Here is a 22,700-nt window from a genome sequence, read left to right on the forward strand (position 1 = left end):
TCGGCCAGCGCGATCAGCTCGGACGGATCGAGGGGCTCGACAACGGGCCACCTCTCGAGCCACAACGCGAGGGTGTCGGGATCGCCCTCGAACTCGGCGGGCGGTGTGAGCCCCCTCGACTCGTGGAAGGCGCCCCACTCCCCCAAGGGTCCGGGGTTGTCGGAGTCGGCCCAGAGCCATGCCGCGATGCCGGCCAGGGTGTCGGCGGATGCGGGTTCGAGCGTGGAGTACGCCGCCCGGTACGCCTCCTCGCGCGAGTCTACGAGGGAGACGAGGTCGCGCAGGGCGCCGTCGTCATCCGATTCCGCGGTGCCGAGAAGGGCCGATGCCCGCGCGACGTGCACCGCGAGAACCCCGGGGATCGCGGAGATGTCCTGCAGGCAGAGGATCGCGGTGCTGTCGGGCAGTGCTACGGATGGCGACCAGTTGCGGTCGAAGTCCATCTGCGCGGGCACGAGCCCGAGCGTATCGAGCGCCTGCACCAGGGCGGATTCGGCCTCCGCCGGCAGCGCGATCACGGGGAGCCCGGCGGCCTCACCGCCGTCCGGGGCATCGCCTCCCGATCCCGTACCCGCGCTCCGGGCGACCCCCGGAAGGAACGCCATCACACCGATCAGAAGAAGATTCGTGAATCTCATCGCCCCTCCGGATACTTTCTGGTTTGAAACGGCTGAAATGCTACAACCTAAAGCATGGTTTCCTGTTACTGCCATCGCATCATCTATGTGCGGCTTCCTGCTCCGGTCTCCGAAACATCAGGCAGGAGCATCCCGTTGCTGAACAGATCCATGATCGCCTTCAGGAACCCGGTCTCATCAATCTACTCGTAACCGTGTACCAGTCCAAACACGGCCGCCAGACGGCCATCCCAGGCACGCCCGCGGAGCATGGCGAGAGAGACCATGCATCACGTTATATTCCTGGAGCGGGTGGGGGCGGCCCCAGAGGCCTGAGAGAGAACCCCTGGAACTTGATCCGAGTAATATCGGCGGAAGGAACCCGCTGCCTGCTCCGCGCAGGCCCTCCGCCCCTCTGACAAGGGGGAGCCATGTCCGTATCCACGATCCAGCCTGCTGCCCTGCTCTCGGAATCCGCCTCCACCGGGCTCGCCGCCCTCAGGGCGGAGAGGCCCCTGATCCACCACATCACGAACTCGGTGGTGACGAACTTCACTGCCAACATCACGCTCTGCCTCGGGGCGTCGCCCGTCATGGCCCCGGCCGCCGAGGAGTCGGCCGAGATGGTCCGCGCCGCGGGCGCTCTCGTTCTCAACATCGGCACGCTCGACCCCGCGATGGTCGGCAGCATGATCTCAGCGGGGCGCCGGGCGAACGAGCTCTCGATCCCGGTGGTCTTCGACCCCGTCGGAGCCGGCGTCACGGCCCTGCGGAGGGACGCCTGCACCTTCATCATGCGGGAGGTCAGGATCTCGATAGTGCGGGGCAACCCGGGCGAGATCATGGCCATGGGCGGGCGCACGGGTTCGGTGCGCGGCGTGGATTCTCTCGACAGGTCCGGTGACCGGAGCCTCTTCGACGAACTGGCGTCCGAATGGAAGGCGGTCATCGCGGCAACGGGGCCGGTCGACTACGTGACCGACGGTTCCCGCGCCTTCGAGGTGCGCAACGGCCATCCCCTGCTCGGGATGGTGACAGGCACGGGATGCGGCGCGACTACCGCCGTGGCCTGCTTCGCCGCCCAGGGAGGGGATCTCCTGGCCGGGGCTGCGGGCGCCCTCTCGGTCTACGGTGCCGCGGCGGAGAAGGCGGCCCTCAAGGCGGAAGGCCCCGGCACCTTCGTACCGCTCTTCCTCGACGCCCTGGCCTCGATCCGCCCGGCCGAGGCCGGCGGGCTCGCACGGTGAGCAGGGACAGGGCATGAGCGCTGACAGGATCCCCCGCGACAGGCTGATCGAGCTTATGAAGGTCTACTTCGTCACGGACCCGCGCCTGTTCCTTCCGGGGACGGTCGAGGAGACGTGCAGGGACGTCCTGATGGCCGGCGTCAGGACCATACAGCTCCGCGACAAGGAGGCGCCGCCCGGCGACCTGCTCGCGACCGCAGGGCGGCTGAAGTCGCTCTGCCTCGACTACGGCGCCCTGTTTATCATCAATGACGACCCGGGCACGGCCGTCAGGATCGGCGCCCACGGCGTCCACGTCGGACAGGGGGATATGCCCGCGGCAGAGGCGCGCATGATCATGGGCCCCGGCCCCGTCCTCGGCGTCTCGGTGCGCACCCCGCGGGAGGCGGCGCAGGCCGAGCGGGCAGGCGCAGACTACGTGGCCGCGAACGGAGTCTTCGCGACCCCCACGAAGACCGATCTCGAAGCCCCCCTGGGCCTCGAGGGCATCAGGCGGATCAGGGCCGCGACCTCGCTCCCCCTCGTGGCGATAGGCGGGATCAGCTCGGTGAACGCCGCGGAGGTGCTCGCCGCCGGGGCCGACTGCCTCGCCGGGGTCCGCATCCGGTGGGACGCGGAGCTGATCGGGCGCTACGCTCCGGGAGCCGCCCCGACCGCAGACCGGGCGGGGGACGCCTGAACCCCCCCGGCGCCGGCGAAGGCGAGCTGCCCGCAGCTCGCGCCGTTCTCCCCCTCTGCCGGGAGCCCTACGCTGACGATCACATCGAAGCCCGCCTCCCGGATCGACGAGGCGAGGCCGACTATCCCTGCATCCGACCGGGATGAGAAACGCGATACCAGGCCCGATTCGACCGCCCTCCCCGTAGCATTCAGAGGAGTGAGCTTCACGAGGCACTTGTCCGGATCGAAGGCGTCCCTCAGCACCCGGGCATCGACGGGCACGCCTTCAGCGACCGCGAAGTTGAGCGCGACCTTCCTGTCGCCGGGTCCGGTGAAGCCGCTCCCGAGTGCGGAAAGCCCGTCAAGGTCCTCCACCGCGAAGGGGATCAGCCTCTCCCGGGCGCTCTGCGATGTCGACTGGACCGAGAGCTGGAGCTGGAACATCCCGCCGGGATAGAACTCGTCCTTAGCGATCCTGAGCCCGGCGAACCACGGCGACGAGCGGACCGGCACGACGGAAGCCACGCACGGCATCAGCCCCGGCAGGCGGTGGCGGGCCGGGAGCTCGCTTATGACGTCGATCACCGCCGGATTGAGGGAGGGCTCGCCCATGCGGGCGAACTGAACCTTGAGCTTCGGGCAGCCGGGGGCATCCCGGCCGGCCCAGGAGGCGAGGAGTAAGTCGATCTGGGCGTGGATCTCCTCCGCCGAGAGGTTGTCGTGGAAGCTCCTCCCGGCGTCGCACATGAGGCAGCCGACGGGGCAGCCGAACTGCGACGAGACCACGAGCACCATCTTGCTCTCGCGAGGAAGCGCCGGATCGAGCGCCCCGACGCACTCCACCGCGCCCCACGACTCGCGCCTGAGGCGCATGAGATGGATCCTGGCCACCCCGCCGACTTCGACCGTCCTGTCGATCATCCGTTCCCTCCATGATCAGGAAACCTCATCCCAGCAACCTCCTCGCAGCTAGGCACCCGTCCGCCATCGCGGCCGAGACGTACCTCTCCGCCCTTCCCGTAGCATCACCCGCGACGGCCAGCCTCCCGTCCGCGCAGTCGCCCGAGATGGCAGGGAGGACGGGCCTCCTGCCGATCGCGGCCAGCACCGCGCCAGTCTCGAGGAGGCCCCTCCCGCCGGAAGCCTTCCCGCGCCCCCGGACCCTGTCTGATTCCCCGAGCCGGAGGATGAAGCCGCCGCCGCACGGTTCGGCCCGCTCGACCACGGTTCCCGGGAGCAGCTCGACGCCTGCCTCCAGGGCCGCACCCACGAGCCATGCGGGGGCCGGAGGACGGGCGGCGCGGCACACCACTGTCACCGCCCGGCCGTGCGAGGCGAGGAGCCTCGCCTAGTCGAACGCGGCATCCCCGCCTCCGATCACGCACGCGGAGCCTTCCGGGGATCCTGCCAGGAGCGCCCGGGCCGACGGGTAGAATCCGGGGCCGAAGGAGCCGGGGAGCCCCTCGATCGACGGCTCCACGGCCTCTGTGCCGGTCGCCGCCACGACGGCCGACGCCCGCATCGCCCCTCCCGCGGGATCCCTGAGCACGACTCCGCGCATGCCGCACTCCACCGACGCTATCGACGCGTGTACGACAGGGATCCCCCAGCGGCCCAGCAGTTCGGCGAACTGCGCGGCGACCTCGCATCCGGCCATCACACCTCCGGGGAGGTTGCGCACCTCGAAGGCCTCCCGCACGAGCCCGCCAGCCGAGCCGGAGCCGTCGAACAGGAGTGGCTCGAAACCGAGGCGCGCGGCCTCCACTGCGGCGGACACCCCGGCGGGACCCGCGCCTATCACTGCGATTCGGTGCGGATTGCTCACGAAAGCCCCAGTTGCCGGAGGATCCCGGCCGAATCCTCGACTCCGCCGAGGGCGTGACCCATGCAGAGGAGCGCCGCCTCGTGGAGGTCGCGCCTGATCGAGGCGCAGGCGTCGGATGCGACCGAGACGTCGAAGCCCCGTTCGAAGGCGTCCCTTGCGGTGGACTCGACGCAGATGTGCGTCTGGAACCCGCAGATCACCAGCCTCGAGACGCCGAGCCCGGCCAGGTGCGCGGGGAGCCCGGTCCCTCTGAAAGCGGAGTAGCAGGACTTGGTGAAGACCCTCCCGGCAGGGACGGCTCCCAGCCGCGGGTCGAGCGAGGCCTCCGGCGAACCCTCCATGATGAAGCTCCTCCAGCGGGAGCCCATGCCGCCCGGACGCGGTACGGAAGCGTGGGCGTGCCTCGTGGCGGCTACGGGGAGGCCGGCCGAGGAGAACGCGGCCGCGAGGCGGCGGATAGCCTCGAGCGCGGCACCGGCGCCTTCCACGCGGGTCCTGGATGAGGCGGACGTGAAGGCGTTCTGGCATTCGACGATCAGGAGCGCGGCGGCTCCCGGGCGGGGCCCGCGGCCCGTGGCGATGCATGTCGATGGGTGCAGAAAAGCCATCCTTCCCGCATGGTCTGGATGGCTTCAGGCCTGGACATGACCCTGCGGCCGGAATCTCGCTCCGGTGCACGCCCGGGTCAACCCGCGGAAGGCTACCTGCACCTATCGGCCGTTCTCGGGGAGATACCGGTAGAGACCGCCCATCCACAGGTGACAGCTCTGCGTATCGAATCGATCCGAGGAGCGGATCAGCGGCTGCGGACATGTATCCGGCCGGGCTCGCCTTCCAGGATCCGCCCGATGACTGCCGGGCGGCATCCTTCCGATGCTTCCAGACCGGCGATCAGCGACGGCAGGCTGTCAGGATCTACCGCGGAGAGCAGGCCTCCCGATGTCTGGGCATCGCACAGGAGAAGCCGCAGTTCATCGGGGACGCCCTCTCCATACTGAACCCAGTCCTCCAGGAAGGCGCGGTTCGAGCGGGTTCCCCCGGCAACCAAACCTGCACGGGCATAGTCGAGCGCCGCAGAGATGAGAGGAACCCTCTCCGGATCGACTTCCGCGGAGACCCCGCTTGCGTACGCAAGGCTCCGGAGATGCCCCAGCAGCCCGAAGCCCGTCACATCCGTCACAGCATGCGCCCCGATCCCGGCGAGGGCGGCAGAGGCGTCGCGGTTGAGCCTCTTCATCATCGCGACCGATTCTCCGATCGCACCGAGGCTGTCCTTGTCATGCTTCGCAGCGGTAGCGACCATGCTGGTTCCTATCGGCTTCGTCAGCACGAGGGCATCCCCGGGGACGGCTCCGGAGTTCCTCAGGATCCGTCCGGGATGGACCAGTCCTGCCACCGACAAACCGAACACCGGCTCGGCCGATCTTATCGTATGGCCTCCCAGTACAGGCGCCCCGGCCTCCGCCGCCTTCCGCGACGCCCCCGTGAGGATGTCCTGCAGCACTTTCCGAGGCAGTTCCTCACCGGGGAAGCATACCAGCGCGAGGGAGGCGAATGGCCTGCCACCCATCGCGTACACGTCGCTCAACGAGTTCGCTGCCGCAATCTCTCCGTAGTCGAACGGGTCATCGACTATCGGCGGGAAGAAGTCGGCGGTCAGGACGATCGCCGTTTCGTCCGAAATCCGGATCACGGCAGCGTCGTCCAATGTCGACGAGCCGACCAGGACCGCAGGATCACACATGACCGGAAGCGATTCCAGCAGCGGGAGAAGGAATCCCGGCGGCTGTTTGGCGGCGCAGCCCGAACAGCTCGCGTAATGTGTCAGTCTCACGGAATCGGACATGGATCCTACCTCGGATGAGACATTCGTCCGGAAAGCAGGGAAGGGTTCTGGAACGTCGAGCGAATGATGCCGGGGAGGCGCGAGCGCCCCCCCGGCACGGGAGATCCTACCTCATCAACACCGCCTGGGCGGTTTCCTCTTCTCCGCCGTCATCCGTGAACCTTACCAGGTACATGCCGGTTGCGAGATCGATCGAGAGATCCGACGACCCTTCGACCGCTCTCTCGGCCACGATGCGCCCGCCGAGATCGTACACCCGGAGAAGCCCGCCCGAACCGGACGGCAGCTCGAGGCCTATCGACAGGAAGCCGCGGGAGGGGTTCACCACCGACATCACCGCACCCTCGACATCACCTTCCGTTTCGCCGATTCCTGTCTCGATATCGAAGAACTTGACGTAGTCGGCGTTCATGACCTCCTTGTTCGGAGCGCCCGCGTACTCCTGCACGAAAGTGACGAGGTAGAGCTCGTCGGGATCCCACGAGGAGCTGATGGTGTAGGGGGCCGTCACGAAGACAGTGTCGGGGTAGGGAGCCTCGAAGCTCACCACCGGCCCGATGGTGCCGAAGAGGTTGTCGCGGAAGGCCTGCTGGAACTCCGACCCGGCCCAGTAGCCGGCTCCCATGACGTTGTCCTCCACGATTATGGAGAAGACGCGCAGAGCCGCGGCGGCGCCCAGGTCCTGCTCGGCGATGAGCCTGATCCCGATCTCGCCCGAGAGGGAGTCGGACCCCGGGTTCTTCGCCACGTAGATGTCGAGATAGCAGGGGACGGTCTTCCTGATGTCGTAGGCCGACTGGATCCCGGGATAGCCGCTCACTATCCCGTCCACCTTGATGGTGGGAACCCCGGAGACGTTGTAGAAGCTCCACCTGGCGTTCTGTTCCGCAGGGTTCGCGAGGTACACGGGATCGACGGAGGAGGGCCAGTTCACGTGCACCCGGCACATCGAGAGGTCGCCGCTGGCCAGATAGGTGTCCACGAACGCGTTCAGCGTCGGCTCGAACGTCCAGCAGTAGCTGCATGCGCTGTTGGTGAAGTCCTCCACCAGGACCACCCTCTCCGCAGCAGGGGATAGCGTGGCCAGGGCGAGCAGGACCGCGACGGAAATCCTCATCTCCGGCTCCTTCTGGTTGCTGTTTCGGGACTCTCTGACGGACAGGCGTGCGGATAACCCTCCCGCGTCAGCGCGCGGGAAGGGCCGGGATCAGACTGGGCAGGCGCCGCCCGCCCGGAGGAAGGCGGCTCAAAGCGCACGGATGCGCCCCGATCCGCCGGGATGGCAGTGGAGACAGGCTCGGGAGGAGGGATGTCCGGGCGGACAGAACCGCCCGTCGATCATCGGATATGGATAGACTGCGTTATGGGTCGGACCGGTCGATGAAGGCGCCGCCGGCGCCTTCCGGAGGTGCTCAATGGCGTGCAAGGCTGCACCCCGTTCCGCAGACGAGGGTTCTCGACCCGAAGATGTACGCCGTTCGAAGTGGGACCACGAGCCACCCTCCCGCCCGGCGCCATGTCCGGGCGATGCGGGTATCAATGCAGAAGGATACCCGGCATGTCAAACCCGCTCCGCATGATCTCCGGACGAGCCCACCATGGGCCGGCGGCGGGGTTGACGGGGCCTGGGGTCGAATAGATCATCGGCCGCGGAAGGGGGGCGATCACATGCGGATGCATTCCATCAGAACCTGAGCCGGCCCCGCGGGAACCGGGCGCAGGTCTGCGCCCGTCATGCACACCCCGGCCCTTCCGTCCCTCCTCCCGGAGACCACCGAGCAATAACATCCGGGTCGGGGTTCCGGAGCGGCCGGAACCCGGGCCTTCCGCACAGCGGCGGCACATGGGTGCGGGTGCCGCGATCCGGGCGGAGGAGGCCCCCGAAGGGAGCCAGATGTCGACTTTCCCCGCATTCCTGATGCTGGCGGGAACCTGCGCCGCAGCCGCCATCGACGTGGGCACGGACGAGCTGCCGATGAACAAGCCCTTCTGCGGCGACTGCTACCAGGACCTCCGATACCAGGTCCTGCTGCTGGATTCCGATCTGGGCACGGCGGCCACGATAGGTTCGATATCCTTCAAGCGAAGCCCGATCGGCGGCGAGGGATTCGTGGAGTTCGACCTGTTCAGGATCTATGTCGCAAGGTGCAACGCCGATCAGCTCTCCGAGCAGTTCGACCAGAACTGGATCGACGGGACGCGGGTGCTCGTGTACGACCATTCCGATGTGACGATCACCGCCGGTGGCACCGACGAATGGTTCGAGGTGCCGTTCGACACGCAGTACTTCTATCCCGGCGTCGACAACCTCCTCATCGAGTTCGAGTGGGCCGGGGGCGCGCACTCCATCTATAACTGGGGCTGGAACGCCGGCATCGCAAGGTCCGTCACCGGCGGATACGGAGACGAGTGGGGTTCAGCCGAGACGGAAGTCCCCCACTTCCTGATCGATGGCACCCTCGATCTCGCTCCCTCCACCTTCGGCGCCCTGAAGGCGTCTGCAGATGACTGGAGGGCCGGGGAGCAGCAGTAGCTCGTCCGGGCCGAAACCCTGGTACGCATATTGCTCCACTGGAGGTCGGGCACGCCCAGCCGGAGGTGGAGCATGACGGAGCGGATACTGAAGGACATCGGCGAGATGGCGGGGATCTCCTCGAACGGCTTCATCACTGTCGGACCCGATACGACGATTGGCGACCTGATCGAGGAGGGGATGGACCAGTTCGACTTCCTGAACATCATGATCGCCATCGAGATACTGCACAATGTCGAGATCCCGGACGAGCTGTTCGAGGATCCCGCCACGAACTTCAGGGATCTGGCGGGAAGGATCGCGGATCTGCCCCACAGGAACGACCGGTACTGGGTGCTGGACCGGCTGGGTATGGTGAGCAGCCTGGTGGTGCAGTGCTTCAACGAGGCGAGTTCGGCGATCGCGGAGGAGGACGACTCCCCCCTCTTCATCCCCTGACGGGTCAGGAGCTTCCGAAGGGGCTCTCCCTGTCGAAGTCGGGCAGCAGCTCTCCGGGCGACCCGCGCCAGTCCTGGACGAAACCGGACGTCAGCCCGAGCCGCATCATCTCCTCGACGGCCCTGGTGTATTCGGACTCGCGCAGTCCCCTGGACAGCAGGGCGTGCTCCCCCGCCCGGTGGACGGGGTTGTACTGGGCCATCAGGCTGACGGGGATCTGCGGCGACACGCCGGCGATCGCCGCCAGCACCCCGCTCGTGCGCGCCAGGTCGTTGGGCAGCACGAGGTGCCGCACGAGCATGCCCCGCGCTGCGATGCCCCGCGAGTCGACCTCGAGCGTGCCGGCCTGCCGGTGCATCTCCGTGAGCGCAGCCAGAGCGGCCGCCGGATAGCCCGGGGCCTCGGAGAACTCGACCGCCTCCTCCTCGCCGGCGTACTTGAAGTCGGGCAGGTAGATGTCGAAGACGCCGTCGAGAAGGCGCAGCGCCTCGACGCTGTCGTAGCCGTTCGAGTTGTAGATCAGCGGGATGTCGAACCCGCCGCGGACGGCGCGTGCCACGGCCTCGACGATCATGGGCAGGTGCTGCACGGGAGAGACGAAGCCGACGGTGGGGCAGCCCGCCGAGCGCAGGCCCAGCATCGTGTTCGCAGCGTCGTCGACGCTTACCGGGAAGCGCCTGCCGGTCTGGCTTATCTGGTGGTTCTGGCAGAATGCGCACCGCATGTTGCAGTGTGCAAGGAAGAGGTTGCCGACTCCGACGGAGCCGCCCAGCACCGGCTCCTCGCCCGTGTGGATGCACGAGGAGGCGATCTCCAGAGTTTCGGTACAGCCGCAGAACCCGGTTTCGCCCTCGGTCCTGCGCGCCCCGCAGGCCCGGGGGCAGAGGCTGCAGCGCTCCATCATGGCATGGAGCGCCGCAGCCCTCTCCATCAGACCGTCGAAACCCATCCGGGATGCTTTCGACATGCCGGCCTAGCTCATCTCGGTGGCGAGCACCAGGCGGTACACCTCGTTCCCGCGCAGCAGCTCCTCGTGAGTGCCCACGGCGTGGAAGATCCCGCGGTGGAGGAAGAGCACCAGGTCGCTGCGCCTCACCGTGGCCTCGCGGTGCGTGACCACGAAGACGAGCCTCCTGCCGCCCTCGGCCTGCAGGCCTTCCCAGAACTTCTCTTCCAGGTCGGCATCCAGCGCTGCCGTGCAGTCGTCGAACAGGCACAGGCTGGGGTCTCCCGCCAGCGACCGGGCGATCGCCACCCTCTGCTTCTGGCCGCCGCTGACGCCCGACCCGCCCTGGCCGAGCTTCGTCGCCAGGCCCTCCGGCAGGTCGGTCTCGGGCATGTCGGCAAGCGCCAGGGCGCTCCGCACCCTGTCGTCGTCTATCTCGCGGCCGAGCTTCACGTTCTCGCCGACGCTGTCGGAGAAGAGGCTCGACTCCTGGGGCACGTAGCCCGTCTCCTGGGCCAGCTCGGCGGGATCGATCTCGTCGAGTGGGATATCGTTGACCAGTATCCGCCCCTCGGAGCAGGGGAGCTGGCCCGACATCATCTTCACCAGAGTCGACTTGCCGGAACCCACCTCGCCCACCACCGCCACCGTCATGGGACCCTCGAAGCGCCCGGTCACCCCGGTGACCCCTGCGTCGCTGCCGGGATACCTGAAGCCAGCGTTCACGAACTCGACGGACTCGACGGGGCTGAGGCCCCTCCGCCCCGTCTTCTCCGGCGCGGGCGGGAAGTCGATCAGCTCCCTGACCCTGTCGATCGACGCGAAGGCCTGCTTCGACGTGACGAAGAGGTTGGGGATGTCGAGCATGGGCGCCAGCAGCATGTCGAGGTACACGTAGAACGCGTACAGGTCGCCGATGGTGATCTTCCCGCGGATCACGAAGATCCCGCCCAGGAGAAGCACCGTCACCTTCCCGACCTCGCCGAGGATGCTGTAGAGGGACTCGATCGCCATCACGAGCTTCGTTATCGAAAGGTCGATCGCGAGCCTCGAATCCAGCAGGCCTCGCAGCCTCCCGGACTGCCCCTTCTCGGCCCTGTAGGCCTTGATGATGGCTATGCCCGCGAAGGTGCTGTCCAGCAGGTCGCTGGTGCGGCTGGTCGCCTTCCTGCTCTCCTCGACCCTCTTCCCCAGCTTGTGCTCGGTCCTGTAGAAGATCCAGAGCATCAGCGGCAGGGGCGCCAGGGCCAGCAGCGTCAGCTCGACGCTCATGAAGAGCATCACGCCGAGGCAGAAGATCAGCCTCGTCGACGACTCCACCGCCCTGAAGATCCCGGAGCAGCTGAACCACGCGATCCGCGGGTACTCGACGATGTCGTCGGTGAGGCGGGTGGAGACGTCCCCCGGGCCGAACTTCGAGAAGAACCTGTAGTCCTTCTTCAGTATGGCGCCGAAGGCGTCGTCCCTGACCTCCATCCCTATCTTGCTGTTCAGCCACGCCCGGGCTCCCGGGTAGAACCCCGCGACCATCCTCGCGAGAGCCACCCCGGCCAGGGCGAGCAGGAGCTGCACGAACCTCGCCGTGTTCTCGGGCGCCAGCACCGTCTCGACGTTGTCGAGCAGGTACCGGAACACCAGGGGGAACGCCAGCGCGACGGTGCCGGATATCAGCGTCAGGACCGCGAGGATCACGGTATGGACCCGGTGCGTCCTGTAGTATCCGAATATCCACCTGAAATACTTACGCATCGACGGCCTCCGGCACGAGCTGCAGCCTGCACAGCCCGGCATAGACGCCTCCGCGCTCGATCAGCTCGATGTGGGTCCCGGTCTCGGCGACCTGCCCCGCCTGTATTACGTAGATCCGGTCGGCATTCCTGACCGTGGCAAGCCTGTGGGCCACCACGAGCGCGGTGCGTCCCTCGAACACCATGTCCATCGCCCTCTGGATCCGCTTCTCCGTGCCCGGGTCGACGGAGGACGTGGCCTCGTCGAGCACCAGGATGTCGGGCCTGTGCAGTACCGCCCGGGCGAAGTTGATGAGCTGCCTCTCGCCCATCGAGAGGTTCTGCCCGCCTTCGGTGATCTCGCCCGACAGCCCGCCCGCGAACCTGTCGAGCAGGTCGCCGGCCTCGATCGTCTCGAGGGCGTGCATCTGCTCCTCCTCCGTCACGGAGGGGTCGAACACGGTCAGGTTCTCGGACAGCGTCCCGGAGAAGAGGCTGACGTTCTGGAGCACGAGGCCCAGGCGCCTGCGCCAGACATCGAGCCTGAACCGCCTGATGTCCATGCCGCCTATCGTGATCCGGCCCTCGACGGGCTCGTAGAAGCGCATGAGCAAGCTCACGATGGTGCTCTTGCCCCCGCCCGAGGCGCCCACCAGGGCGATCATCGAGCTCTTCGGGATCTCCAGGGAGACCCCCTTCAGCGCCCATTCCTCGTGCCCGTACCTGAACCAGACGTCCTCGAACCTGATGGCGTCCCAGTCGTCGGGAAAGTCTTCCTCGCCGAGGTCGCCGTCGGGTGTCTGGGTCTCGGTGGAGAGGATCGTGTTGATCCTGTCCGCCGACGCCAGGGCCCTCTGGACCTGGTTGAGCGTCTCCGAGAACATCACGATGGGCATGAACAGCCTTCGCGTGTACTCGATGAAGAGCACCACGGAGCCTATCGTGATGGCGCCGGACAGCACCCCTCCCCTGCCCGCGGTGAGGATCACTGCCACGGCCGCCACCTCGCACGAGCCCAGGAAGCTCCAGAATCCGTATTCCCATATCGAGGCCTTCACCTCGAGGCCGAGGAACCTGCGGCCCTCGCGCGAGAGCTTCCCCGCGGCCACCCCGGTGGCATCGAAGACCTGCAGCACGGGCACGGCCCGCACGTACTCGGAGACGAGCCCCGAGATGCGCGCGTATGAGGCCCGCACCTTCCCCCAGAGCGTCCGCATCATCCGGAGCACCGGGACGGTCGCCAGCCCCACGGGCAGCACCAGGAGCATCACGAAGCCCGTGATCCGGAGGTTCGTGGCCGCCATGATGCCTATCGTGCCTGCCATGAGGGTGAGGCTCCGCAGGATCGCCATCGAGGTCTCGCTGAAGAGCATCCTCACGCGCTCGCTGTCGCTCTCGACCCGGGCCATCAGCTTGCCCGAGGGGTAGGAGTCGAAGAAGGCCTGGGATAGCGTGAGCATGTGCTCGAAGACGCGGCCCTTGAGGTCGCGCACTATGAGCAGGCCAAGCCTGGCCGTCACCATCACCTGGAGGTAGAAGACGGACATGGTGGTGGTGAAGAGCAGCGCGTAGAGCCCGGCCAGCGCGGCTGTCTGCGCCGTCGACCGGGCCGGGATCGCCACGTCTATCATCCGCCTGAGGATCAGCGGGCCGCAGAGCTCGCCCGCCACACCAAGCATCAGGAGCCCGGCCGCCAGCGCGAACGAGCGCGCGTGCGCGCCGGCTATCGGCCTGAGGCCCCTCCACAGCACGCGCAGGGGGAACCTGCGTTGCGCGCGGTCGTCGTCATCGTCGAAATCGTCTTCGTAGAACATAGCAGCCTGTCCCGTCTGGGCCTGAGTTGAACAGTCTTGGAAACTGGTTCGACCCGGTGGCTGCCTTCAGCGGTCAGCCCGTGGGAAGAAGCTGCGCTGAGGAAGCCCCCGCTAGAGACGGACGGAGATGTTGGACATATTCGCGGCCTCCTTGGGAAAGATCGGTGAAATCTACGAAAAAGATGGGGTGGCGGTCAACGGGTCAGCGGACGGTGATGGCCTCCGCGGCCCGCGCGTCGGCGGGAATGGCTTCCACGACGCCTCCGCCGGGGGTGGCGACCGCAACGGGGCCTTCGCCGCGGTGCTTCGTGTAGAGGACGACGAGGGAGCACGCCAGCCCTTCCGGGACTCCTTCGCCGATCGGGACGGCTGAAGGGCCCGATACGTCCCTCGGGGCGAAGGCCGCCCCGGGCGACAGGGCCTCGAGGGCCGTGTTGTCGGCCTCGTCCCTTCCGATCACCAGGAAGGAGGCGGGGCCCGGGCGGAGCATGCGCCCGTGCCGGATGAGGCGGGCATTGAGAGGCGTCATCAGGCCGGCCTCCTTCAGGGCGCCGAGCCTTCGGCTGTAGATCGGGTCGGTGAGCAGGCACCCCCCGGCGGGGGCGGGATATGTGAGCCCCTTCGCGGCGGCGAGCGCCATCTGCGGCTTGCGCCCGCGGCCCGAGATGCCCAGGAGCCTCTCGCGGTCTACGAGCCCCTCCTTTTCGGGCCATGTCGGTTCCAGCAGCTTCGCGGAGAGGGGCCTCAGCAGCCGGTCCCCCGCGCCCGAGAGATTCGCGACGCGCCTCAGGGAGGGGGGGCTCTGCGACATCGGCCGCTGGCCGAGGACCTCGCCGGTGAAGACGAAGTCGAACCCCTCTTCGCGCATGATCTCCGCGAGCGCCCGGATCATCGCGGCGTGGCAGTCGATGCAGGGGTTCATGCACGATCCGAAGCCGCTGGGCGGGGCCTCGAGAAGGGACATGATCACCGGGGTGAAGTCGATACCGCGCCAGGGCAGGCCCAGCCGCGCGGCGCCCTCATGGCCGTTCCGATCGGAGAAGAACGGGCTCGAGAAGGTGACGAGGAGGAGATCCACACCCTGGCCGGCCAGGACCGACGCGGCCAGCATCCCGTCGAGACCGCCCGAGAACGCGCCTATCCCGCGGGCCCTGCGGTTCAATCCCGGCCTTCCAGGATGCGCCATCCCCGGCTCCGGGCCAGCCGCGCGAGCTTCCGCCCGGGATTCACGGCCACGGCACCTCCGCAGAAGCCCATCACATGCCTGTCCGCCCAGGAGTCTCCATAGGCGGTGCAGCCGCCGGGCGACAGGCCCTCCTCCCTGCAGACCGCCTCGACGATACGGAGCTTCTCCTCGCCGAAGGGACGCTGTCCGTCGAGCATGCCGGTCAGCACGCCGCCGTCCGGGCGGGGTATGCTCCCGATGATCCGGGATGCGCGGACCGCCTCCCCGAGTGGCTCCACGAGCCATTCCAGCGCTGCCGAGAGGAGGACGATGCGGGCTCCGCTCTCGCGGAGAGCTTCGAGTTCGGACACGACCGGCGGCCTCATCCTCGGAACGAGGGTCTTCCTCGAGAAATCCTCGGCAAGGCCGCGGGCGGCACGCTCGTCGAGACCTCGAAGATAGGTCCTGTTCCAGCCCGGACCGCGGATCAGGGTTGCTGCCGGATGCGCCATGTAGCCGGCGAGGAAGCGTAAAAGCCTCCGGGCCCCCACATCTCCGCGCGAGACGAGATGGACGAGGAACGACTTCTCGGAGGAACCCCTTATCAGGGTTCCGTCCACATCCACGAAGACTGCGCCCACGAGCCCGGGCCTACGGCAGGGGGGGCGCTGTCCTGACGCCCAGGCCGGTGCCCGGGCTGTTGTCGAAGACCTCGACCACGTGGACGATTATGCCGGGGAATAGCCTGGGGAACTCGCCGTGGAAGTAGGAGTGGGCCAGGTTGGTGTACGTCACGAGATCCCTGCTGTACTCGGGGGCCTGGTCGTCCTCCGGGTGCACCAGCTCGGCCACGCCCCTCACCTCGAACGAGGTGCCGTCGAGGTAGACCAGCGAGGTGGCCGGGTTCTCCATGACGTTCACGAATGTGTGGGTCTCGAAGTTCTCGGTCGAGTAGAGCTCGAGCGTGATGAGCCTCGTGGCGTCGAAGTTGGCGGCGTCGGAGTAGAGAGACGTCAGGGTCGCGAGCTTCTCGGGCATCGGAGCCTCGGTGGTGTCGCGCATGTGCTGGATCAGATCCTTGACCCTGTCCCTCGTCGGGCACATGCCGATCCCCTTGTAGGCGTTGTTAATGGACAGGAGGCTGTCCCTGCGGCGCACGGAGTAGGTGGCCATGGCGGCGTTGTGCGGGCCTGCGAGCGAGGGGCCCGATCCGCCGCCTCCGCCCATCATCGCGGAGATGGAGTCCAGCATCTCGAGGCGGGCCCCGAGGTTCCAGTCCATGAACGCCCCCGGCAGGGGCGTGCGGGGATAGTCGGCCCAGGCCCCGTCGACCTTCGCGCCGACGATGCCCTCCGCCTCGCGGGAGAGATCGATGTTCCGCTGCCTGAACAGGCCTGACTCCCAGTGCTCGACCGGTCCCTGCTCCCATTCGCCGGCCGAGGCCCGCCCTCCGAGCAATCCCCCGGCAACCGAACCCAGAACCGCAGCCGCGCCGGCCTTCCCGGCCTTCCTGAAGAACTGCCGCCTGTCCATGCCAGTCTCCTCTCGAGCGTGCTTCCCCGGAGGGTGGTTCTCCGCTATTTTCCCTGACACTTATCACTATACACGAGGGAGCGCACTTGTCCAGATTGACCGAACTCGCATCATCGGGGCGCTATGACGAACTCGAAGGCCTCTGGCTCGATTCCCTGTCAGGCGGGCTCGACCCGGACGAAGCCGCCGGGGTCTTCCGGATACTGGTCGGCGCGGGCGAGGGCGACCGGGCCGACGATCTGCTCGAAGTCGCCCTGGGCGAGACGGACGGCACCCCCGCGGCCTTCGCGCTCCTCGAACGGGCCGCGCCGGTGTTCGGGGTCAGCGAGGTCCTGCGCCCCCACCTGATAGAGATGATGAGGGACAGGCACCTGATGCTCGGCCCCCTCGAGCGCTTCATGGAGGATTCCCGCATCCTGAAGCCGGGATGCATCATCTCGGAGGCCTGGCACAGGCTCTCCGGTCTGCTGCGGTTCGACGCGGGGAACTGGGTTCTGCACGCCGTGCACGGGCCCGGCAGGATCCTGCGGATCACTCGGACGCATGCCACGGTCGACTTCGGCGCCAACCGCGCCATGGAGATGCCGCTGGACAGCCTGCTCGAATCGTGCTCCCCCGTCTCTCCGGACGGAGTAGCGGTGCTGAGGCGGGTCGACCCGGCGGCCTTCTCGGCCCTCTGCGCCGAACCGGACGTCCTCCTCGCGCGGCTCCTCGACGAGAACGGGGGCGCGGTCGACAGGATCTCTCTAGGTCCTGTGCTGGGTCCGCAGGCGGGCGAACTCTGGAAGGCGCTCAGGGATGCGGCGAAGTCCGCCGAGGGGCATCTCGAAAGCCCTGACAGGATAGAGAGGCTCCAGGGGGGCGGCCTAGAGAAGGCGCTGCGCGAAGCCGCAGGCTCGAGGCAGCCTCTGTCGGAGAGGGTGGCGCGAGTGAACGCGCTCCTGAAGGCGGCCCTGCCGGAAGAGCAGCGCATGGCCTCCGGGGCCATCCTCGCCGACATGCCGGATCTCCGGAGCGTGGAGGCCGGCGCGAGGTTCGAGCTCGTCTGGACACTCATCCAGGCGGCGGGCGAGGAAGAGGGAGGCCGTCTGGCGGAACTCGTCGACCCGCTCACGTCGCGCGCCCTCCAGGCCCTGTCGGAGATATCCTCGCCCAGGTGCAGGAGGGACTTCCTGTCTCACTGGACGCGCTTCGTCGAGCCGCCTGCGCTCGAGGACATGACCAGGCAGCTCGCTCCGGGCCAGAGACAGGCCCTCCTGGATGCGGCTGCGACGACCCACCCGGACTGGGCCGGGCTGTTCCTCCGGGGGCTCGTCTTCGGCGGGACGGATTCCGACCTCCTGCTCTGGGCATCGTCGGTCCTCCTCGACGGCATGGCCGCAGATCCCGGGGACAGGACGGCCATCATCCGCACCGCCCTCGACGTCATCCCCAGGGGAAGGGCCGAGAACCAGCGCAGGGCTGCCAGGTCGATCGTGGAGCGCGCAGGGGACGAGCTGAGGGCCCTCCTGAAGAGCCTCGACGCCAGGAAGCTCTCGAATCTCTCGGATCTGCTCGGCGAGTGCGGACCGGCCCACGAGGCCGGCCTCTGCCTGGAGATCCGGCGCGAATCCTCCGGCAGGTCGGCGGATTCCGGGAGGACCTACTACTTCTGGGAGTCGGACTTCGTATTCGACAGCCCGTCAGCCATAAGGAGGAGGGCCGAGGCGATCGAGAAGCTGCGTACTGTCGAGATCCCGGCCGCCGCGGCCACGGTGGGCGAGGCGGCCTCCCACGGCGATCTCTCGGAGAACGCCGAGTACAAGGCCGCCCTGGAGCGCAGAGACCTTCTCCTGGAGAGGATGTCGAGGTGGTCGGAGGAGTTCGGCCGCCTGAGGCCCTACCCGATGGGCGACCTGTCGGCGTCGGTCAGCTCCCCCGGCACCGGCGTCAGGCTGTCCGGCGACGGCGGGACCGTGGAATTCCTGCTTGTCGGTCCCCTGGAGGCCAGACCCGAGGAGGGGCGCGTGAACTACCTGGCTCCGCTGGGGTCGGCGCTCCTGGGAAGGCGCCGGGGTGAACTGCTGGAGCTGCCGGGGCGCACCGGCCGGTTCACAGTCGATTCGGTGAGGATACTCGCGGAGGGCGACCTGCCTTGATCTGCTCGCGCTGCGGAACCCCGTCGGAGGCTCCCGCGGGAGCGTTCGGAGCGGTCTGCGAAGGCTGCGGAACCTACCTGCACACCTGCGAGCAGTGCAGGCTCTACGTCGTGTCCTCCGGGATGTGCGCCTCCTCCACGGCCGAGCAGCCCGCCGATCCGTCGCACAGGAACTTCTGCGAGGAGTTCGAGCCGCTGAACGCCCGAAGGGCCGGTGAAGGCCCGGAACCTGCCGGAGACGACCCGGCTTCGAGGTTCCGCAGCCTCTTCGGGGGAAGAGGCTGAGCATGCCTCCGGGCCGCTGCGGTTCGGGCGGCCCCGCTCCTGCCGTCAGGATGAGCCCCGCATGGGCGGCCGCGATCGTCGCAGCTGCGATTCTCTACATGTGGCTCTACACCGTCGTTCCGAAGAACGTCAGGCTCGCGGGCGCCGCTTGTGCCGTCGCGGTGCCTGCCGTGCTCCTGATCCGCCCGCGCGCGGCAGGGCTGCTCTATGCCGCCCCGCTCGTCTTCGGCCTCGGGAACGCCGACTTCACGCTCGGCCCCTTCCATCCCACGGCCGCCACCCTCTTCTCCGCGGCGGTGACGATCCTCTGGCTCCTCGAGAAGATCGTGTGGGACGAGCCCTTCCACGTCCCGCGCCGTACCGGCCTGGGCATCGCCGCGGCCGCCCTGGCGGTGCAGGCCGTCAGCATAGCGGTCTCCGTACAGGTCGTCGGCCAGCACTTCTGGAATGCGGTGCGCGAGGGGACCAGCCTCTTCCTCTTCATGCCCGTCGCCCTGGTGGCGGTGGACCAGGCCAGGACGCACGGACAGGCGATGAACCTCGCACGGAGCATCGTCCTGTCCCTGCTCGTCCTCGCCGCGGCAGGGATCGTCCAGTACCTCGGCATCTCCGGATTCAGCAGGGTGGATGTCGAGATAGGATACGTCTACAGGGGCAGGATCGAATCCACCTTCCCCGGGGCCAACGTGTTCGCGGGGTTCCTCGAGCTGACGGTGCCGCTGGCGCTCGGGATGTTCATCCACGAGAAGTCCAGGGGATGGAAGGCAGCCTTGTTCGCGGCCTTCGCCGCCGGTTTCACGGCCACCCTCTTCACCTTCTCGCGGGGCGGGTTCCTGATGACGGTTCTAGGCTCGATGCTCGTCCTGGTGACGAGGTTCAGGAACAGGCCGGCGCTCCCGGCGCTGTTCGCCGCAGCGGTCGTGTACATCATGGCAAGCAACGCGGGCACCTTCGCCAGACAGCTCAGCCTGGTGACGGCCCCGTCCGACGTCGTGAGCCAGCCCACCCTCGTGCACAGGTACATCACATACAGGAGCTTCTGGAACACCTTCCTCGCGCATCCCTGGACCGGGGTGGGCTGGGGGGCCCTGGGCTTCTTCACCGGCAGGACGGAGATCTACACGTTCTGGGACATCAGGCACACGATCTCCACCGTGGACATCCCGTATTTCGGGGGCGGCAACAGCCTCTTCCTGAACCAGGCGGTGAAGGGAGGGATCATCTCGATAGCATCGCTGATCCTCCTCTGCCTGGCCGTCCTCCGGGCCATCGCCTCGTCCGCGGGAAGGACGAGGGGCCTGCCGGAGACCGCGGCGGCCTGTGCGCTGGTCGGTTTCGCGGGGCACCAGCTCGTCGACCATCTGCTGAGATGGCCGCAGATAAATGCTTTCTTCTGGCTGCTGGTCGGCATTATGATCGCCTTGTCATACACAAGGGCAGACGCTGACGCCGGTGGGGATCCCGCGCCGGGGGCCGGCGGCGTGCCGGCGGAAACGCCCCGGGGAGAATAGATGGGCCGCGAGAAGGGCATCCGGCTGGACGGCGCCTATTCAGCTCTGAGCCTCGCATGCGACTCCCTTTCCATCGCCGTGGCGGTGGTGCTCGCGAGCGTTCTCAGGCACGGGCCGGAGTCGATCCGGAACTTCCTGCCCCTCGTCGGCACCTGGGGCTTCTACTCGGTCATCACCCTGCTCCTGTCCGACATGGAGAGCGTCTACCACGCCAGGACCAGCGTCAACCGCTCACTCCTGGCCTACCGTCTGATACGGATCGCCCTCATCGTCACCGTCCTCTACGTGATCGCGGCCTTCGTCTTCAGGCTGCCCTCGGGCTGGTTCCTGCACAGCCGCCTCGTGATCGCGACGACGTTCCTGTTCTGGTGCATCGTCTCGTTCCTGTTCAGGCTCGGCCTGCCCTCCTTCGTCGTGCTTCTCGCAAAGCTCCGCATCCTACACATCCCGGACGTCCGGATCCTGGCTTGCGGAGATCCGGAGGTCGTGCCGAGGGTGAGGGCGATGCTCGACAAGTCGCCTCTGTACAGGCGGTTCCTGCACTTCATCCCCTGCCCGGTCGAAGGCCCCGGCGACGTTGCGGGAAGGCTCCGGCACTACGTGGCGCAGATGCGGGAATGCGGATGCGACGACCTCTGCATAGCCGAGGACGGGATGGACTTCGACACGGTCGCGCCCTTCATCATCGAGTGCTTCGAGCAGGGGATCTCGCTCAGCATCTACTCGTCGACGTTCGAGACCCTCGGCTACTACGACTCCTGGATCAGCTTCCCCGAGAGGCCGGCACTGGTTTTCTTCACGCCCCCCATGTCGAGGGCGGGCGAGGCGGCCTGGCGCATCCTTGACATCGTGCTTTCATCGCTCGCCCTGCTGGCCCTCCTACCCCTCTTCGGCCTCGTGGCGGTGCTGATAAGGCTCAACAGCCCGGGGCCGGTGTTCTTCCGGCAGAAAAGGGTCGGTCTGGGCGGCCGGCTCTTCGTCTTCTACAAGTTCAGGTCCATGCGCAACACCACCTCGTCCAACGTGAAGGCGCACAAGGACTACTTCGCGAAGTACGCCCGCGGCATCGCGGCCGACTCGGAAAGCGACTCGGGCTTCAAGCTCAGGGACGACAACCGCGTGACATGGACCGGCAGGATCATCCGGAAGACTTCGATCGACGAGCTGCCCCAGTTCCTGAACGTCCTCAAGGGGGACATGAGCCTCGTGGGCCCGCGCCCCTGCATCGCCTACGAGATGGACTACTACCGCGACTGGCAGAGGTACAGGTTCTCGGTGAGGCCGGGGCTGACGGGCATCTGGCAGGTGTACGGCCGCAGCAGGCTGCCCTTCGACGCGGCCCAGTTCCTCGACCTGTGCTATGCCCTCAAGCGTTCGACAGGGCTGAACATCAGGCTCCTGCTGAAGACGATCCCCGTGGTGCTGTTCGGCCGGGGGGGCTACTAGGCGATCCGGGCCTGCGGCCCCTGAGCGATCCCGCGATCCCCCTGAAGAATCCGCATATGGCCGCACAGGCCTTCGGGAAGAAGGCCGTCCGGCGGTTGATGCGCGCGCGAAGGCTCGTCCGGGCCACCAGCAGGGTGCCTCCGACGATCGCGGCCGAAATCGCGAACTGCTCCATCTCGGTGAGATAGATGCCGGCGGCGGACTCCAGCACCAGCTCAACGCCTACCGCCGCTATCAGGATGTACGCACCGTTGGCCAGGGCGGGCTCCCAGCGGATCATCCGGGCGAAGACGCCCGCCGCGAACCTCATGACGATGATGCCGATGCCGACCCCGATCACGGTGACCCAGTAGGCGGGCGACAGTGCCACGGCGGCCACCACGTTGTCGACGCTGAAGGCCAGGTCGGCCAGCTCTATCGACAGCACGGTGCGCCAGAAGCCGCGGGATTTCCTCCGCGCGGCGCGCGGCTCCTCGTGCCCTTCTCCAGAGCCTGCGCAGAACTCCTCGGCGAAGTGCCTGACGACGAGGAAGAGCAGATATGCCGCTCCGACGACGCGGATCCACGGGTGGGCGATGACGAGCCCGGCGAAGAAGAGCATGGCGCCGCGGCCGGCGTACGCACCCAGCAGGCCGACCCTCAGGGCTGCGGACCGCTGGTTGCCCAGCAGCGTACGGCCGGGCCTCCGCATGAACCGGAGCAGACGGGGCCAGGGCACCATCCTGTGGTCGGGGAGGCGGGACGCCATCGCGCCCAGCACCGCGGCATTGTCGATGGAGAGTATGCCCTCGAGGAATATGAGCTGCAGGATGACGGCGATCACGGAGATGTGCATCTGCAGCCGGCCTCTTTCGTTTCACGAAACGATGAATTCTACTATATCAAAATCGCGTCGGGATTGCAGGCAGGTCCGCAGGGGCGGGAAGGGCGGGGGGAGGCGTCCTCCTGTCTCTTATACACATCTGACGCT

Annotated in this window: 22 protein-coding genes and 1 riboswitch; of the genes, 8 read left to right on the forward strand and 14 right to left on the reverse strand. The window is 67.5% G+C overall.

Going from position 1 to position 22,700, the window contains the following annotated elements; all coding sequences use genetic code 11:
- Window positions 1–638 (reverse strand): hypothetical protein (locus tag QUS11_03940; protein ID MDM7992440.1); only part of this gene is annotated, 638 nt, incomplete at its 3' end.
- A gap of 283 nt (window positions 639–921) precedes the next feature.
- A riboswitch (TPP riboswitch) is annotated at window positions 922–1,014 on the forward strand.
- A gap of 34 nt (window positions 1,015–1,048) precedes the next feature.
- Between QUS11_03940 and thiM the strand changes: the two genes are divergently transcribed.
- Both thiM and thiE read left to right on the forward strand, forming a co-directional pair.
- Complete coding sequence (gene thiM, locus QUS11_03945) at window positions 1,049–1,864, forward strand: hydroxyethylthiazole kinase (GenBank protein MDM7992441.1); 816 nt, start codon at window positions 1,049–1,051, stop codon at window positions 1,862–1,864.
- Between the two features lie 13 nt (window positions 1,865–1,877).
- Complete coding sequence (thiE, locus tag QUS11_03950) at window positions 1,878–2,543, forward strand: thiamine phosphate synthase (GenBank protein MDM7992442.1); 666 nt, start codon at window positions 1,878–1,880, stop codon at window positions 2,541–2,543.
- Here thiE and QUS11_03955 read toward each other — a convergent pair.
- From QUS11_03955 to QUS11_03980, 6 genes are all read right to left on the reverse strand, one after another.
- Complete coding sequence (locus tag QUS11_03955) at window positions 2,495–3,445, reverse strand: hypothetical protein (GenBank protein MDM7992443.1); 951 nt, start codon at window positions 3,443–3,445, stop codon at window positions 2,495–2,497. The two genes, thiE and QUS11_03955, sit on opposite strands and share 49 nt — an antisense overlap.
- Before the next feature lie 25 nt (window positions 3,446–3,470).
- Complete coding sequence (locus tag QUS11_03960) at window positions 3,471–3,842, reverse strand: hypothetical protein (GenBank protein ID MDM7992444.1); 372 nt, start codon at window positions 3,840–3,842, stop codon at window positions 3,471–3,473.
- A 30-nt stretch (window positions 3,843–3,872) separates the two neighbouring features.
- The gene (locus QUS11_03965; GenBank protein ID MDM7992445.1) at window positions 3,873–4,325 is read right to left on the reverse strand and encodes an FAD-dependent oxidoreductase; all 453 of its coding nucleotides are present in this window, start codon (window positions 4,323–4,325) and stop codon (window positions 3,873–3,875) included.
- A 20-nt stretch (window positions 4,326–4,345) separates the two neighbouring features.
- On the reverse strand, window positions 4,346–4,957 hold the full coding sequence (locus QUS11_03970; GenBank protein MDM7992446.1) for an isochorismatase family cysteine hydrolase: 612 nt from the start codon (window positions 4,955–4,957) through the stop codon (window positions 4,346–4,348).
- Window positions 4,958–5,145: 188 nt separating this feature from the next.
- Window positions 5,146–6,195 (reverse strand): selenide, water dikinase SelD, encoded by a 1,050-nt coding sequence (selD, locus tag QUS11_03975; protein MDM7992447.1) that lies wholly within the window; start codon window positions 6,193–6,195, stop codon window positions 5,146–5,148.
- 106 nt (window positions 6,196–6,301) lie between these two features.
- Complete coding sequence (locus tag QUS11_03980) at window positions 6,302–7,312, reverse strand: T9SS type A sorting domain-containing protein (protein ID MDM7992448.1); 1,011 nt, start codon at window positions 7,310–7,312, stop codon at window positions 6,302–6,304.
- A gap of 726 nt (window positions 7,313–8,038) precedes the next feature.
- Between QUS11_03980 and QUS11_03985 the strand changes: the two genes are divergently transcribed.
- Complete coding sequence (locus QUS11_03985; protein MDM7992449.1) at window positions 8,039–8,728, forward strand: hypothetical protein; 690 nt, start codon at window positions 8,039–8,041, stop codon at window positions 8,726–8,728.
- Between the two features lie 72 nt (window positions 8,729–8,800).
- Window positions 8,801–9,166 (forward strand): hypothetical protein, encoded by a 366-nt coding sequence (locus QUS11_03990; GenBank protein MDM7992450.1) that lies wholly within the window; start codon window positions 8,801–8,803, stop codon window positions 9,164–9,166.
- 4 nt (window positions 9,167–9,170) lie between these two features.
- On the opposite strand, the gene QUS11_03995 is transcribed toward QUS11_03990, so the two are convergent.
- The 6 genes from QUS11_03995 to QUS11_04020 all read right to left on the reverse strand — a co-directional run bounded on the left by QUS11_03995 (window position 9,171) and on the right by QUS11_04020 (window position 16,351).
- Window positions 9,171–10,115: a hypothetical protein gene (locus tag QUS11_03995; protein ID MDM7992451.1), complete on the reverse strand. Its 945-nt coding sequence runs from the start codon at window positions 10,113–10,115 to the stop codon at window positions 9,171–9,173.
- A 24-nt stretch (window positions 10,116–10,139) separates the two neighbouring features.
- Window positions 10,140–11,861, reverse strand: a complete 1,722-nt coding sequence (locus QUS11_04000) for an ABC transporter ATP-binding protein (GenBank protein MDM7992452.1) — start codon at window positions 11,859–11,861, stop codon at window positions 10,140–10,142.
- Window positions 11,854–13,653, reverse strand: coding sequence for an ABC transporter ATP-binding protein (locus QUS11_04005; protein ID MDM7992453.1), 1,800 nt, complete (start codon window positions 13,651–13,653; stop codon window positions 11,854–11,856). Before QUS11_04005 ends, QUS11_04000 begins: the two co-directional genes overlap by 8 nt.
- Before the next feature lie 202 nt (window positions 13,654–13,855).
- Complete coding sequence (locus QUS11_04010; protein ID MDM7992454.1) at window positions 13,856–14,815, reverse strand: hypothetical protein; 960 nt, start codon at window positions 14,813–14,815, stop codon at window positions 13,856–13,858.
- The gene (locus QUS11_04015) at window positions 14,812–15,459 is read right to left on the reverse strand and encodes an HAD-IB family hydrolase (protein ID MDM7992455.1); all 648 of its coding nucleotides are present in this window, start codon (window positions 15,457–15,459) and stop codon (window positions 14,812–14,814) included. The genes QUS11_04010 and QUS11_04015 overlap by 4 nt, the downstream gene beginning before the upstream one ends.
- A 10-nt stretch (window positions 15,460–15,469) precedes the next feature.
- Window positions 15,470–16,351, reverse strand: a complete 882-nt coding sequence (locus tag QUS11_04020) for a hypothetical protein (protein ID MDM7992456.1) — start codon at window positions 16,349–16,351, stop codon at window positions 15,470–15,472.
- An 86-nt stretch (window positions 16,352–16,437) separates the two neighbouring features.
- Between QUS11_04020 and QUS11_04025 the strand changes: the two genes are divergently transcribed.
- Genes QUS11_04025 through QUS11_04040 form a run of 4 tightly spaced genes read left to right on the forward strand, consistent with a single transcriptional unit; the run spans window position 16,438 to window position 21,730 of the window.
- Complete coding sequence (locus QUS11_04025) at window positions 16,438–18,489, forward strand: GreA/GreB family elongation factor (GenBank protein MDM7992457.1); 2,052 nt, start codon at window positions 16,438–16,440, stop codon at window positions 18,487–18,489.
- On the forward strand, window positions 18,486–18,773 hold the full coding sequence (locus tag QUS11_04030) for a hypothetical protein (protein ID MDM7992458.1): 288 nt from the start codon (window positions 18,486–18,488) through the stop codon (window positions 18,771–18,773). Before QUS11_04025 ends, QUS11_04030 begins: the two co-directional genes overlap by 4 nt.
- Window positions 18,774–18,775: 2 nt before the next feature.
- The gene (locus QUS11_04035; protein ID MDM7992459.1) at window positions 18,776–20,284 is read left to right on the forward strand and encodes a hypothetical protein; all 1,509 of its coding nucleotides are present in this window, start codon (window positions 18,776–18,778) and stop codon (window positions 20,282–20,284) included.
- A complete protein-coding gene (locus QUS11_04040) occupies window positions 20,285–21,730 on the forward strand; it encodes an exopolysaccharide biosynthesis polyprenyl glycosylphosphotransferase (protein ID MDM7992460.1) in 1,446 nt (481 codons plus the stop codon).
- On the opposite strand, the gene QUS11_04045 is transcribed toward QUS11_04040, so the two are convergent.
- The gene (locus tag QUS11_04045) at window positions 21,675–22,565 is read right to left on the reverse strand and encodes a hypothetical protein (protein ID MDM7992461.1); all 891 of its coding nucleotides are present in this window, start codon (window positions 22,563–22,565) and stop codon (window positions 21,675–21,677) included. The two genes, QUS11_04040 and QUS11_04045, sit on opposite strands and share 56 nt — an antisense overlap.
- Window positions 22,566–22,700: the final 135 nt, after the last annotated feature.

It is taken from the genome of Candidatus Fermentibacter sp. (genome assembly GCA_030373045.1).
GTDB lineage: Bacteria > Fermentibacterota > Fermentibacteria > Fermentibacterales > Fermentibacteraceae > Fermentibacter.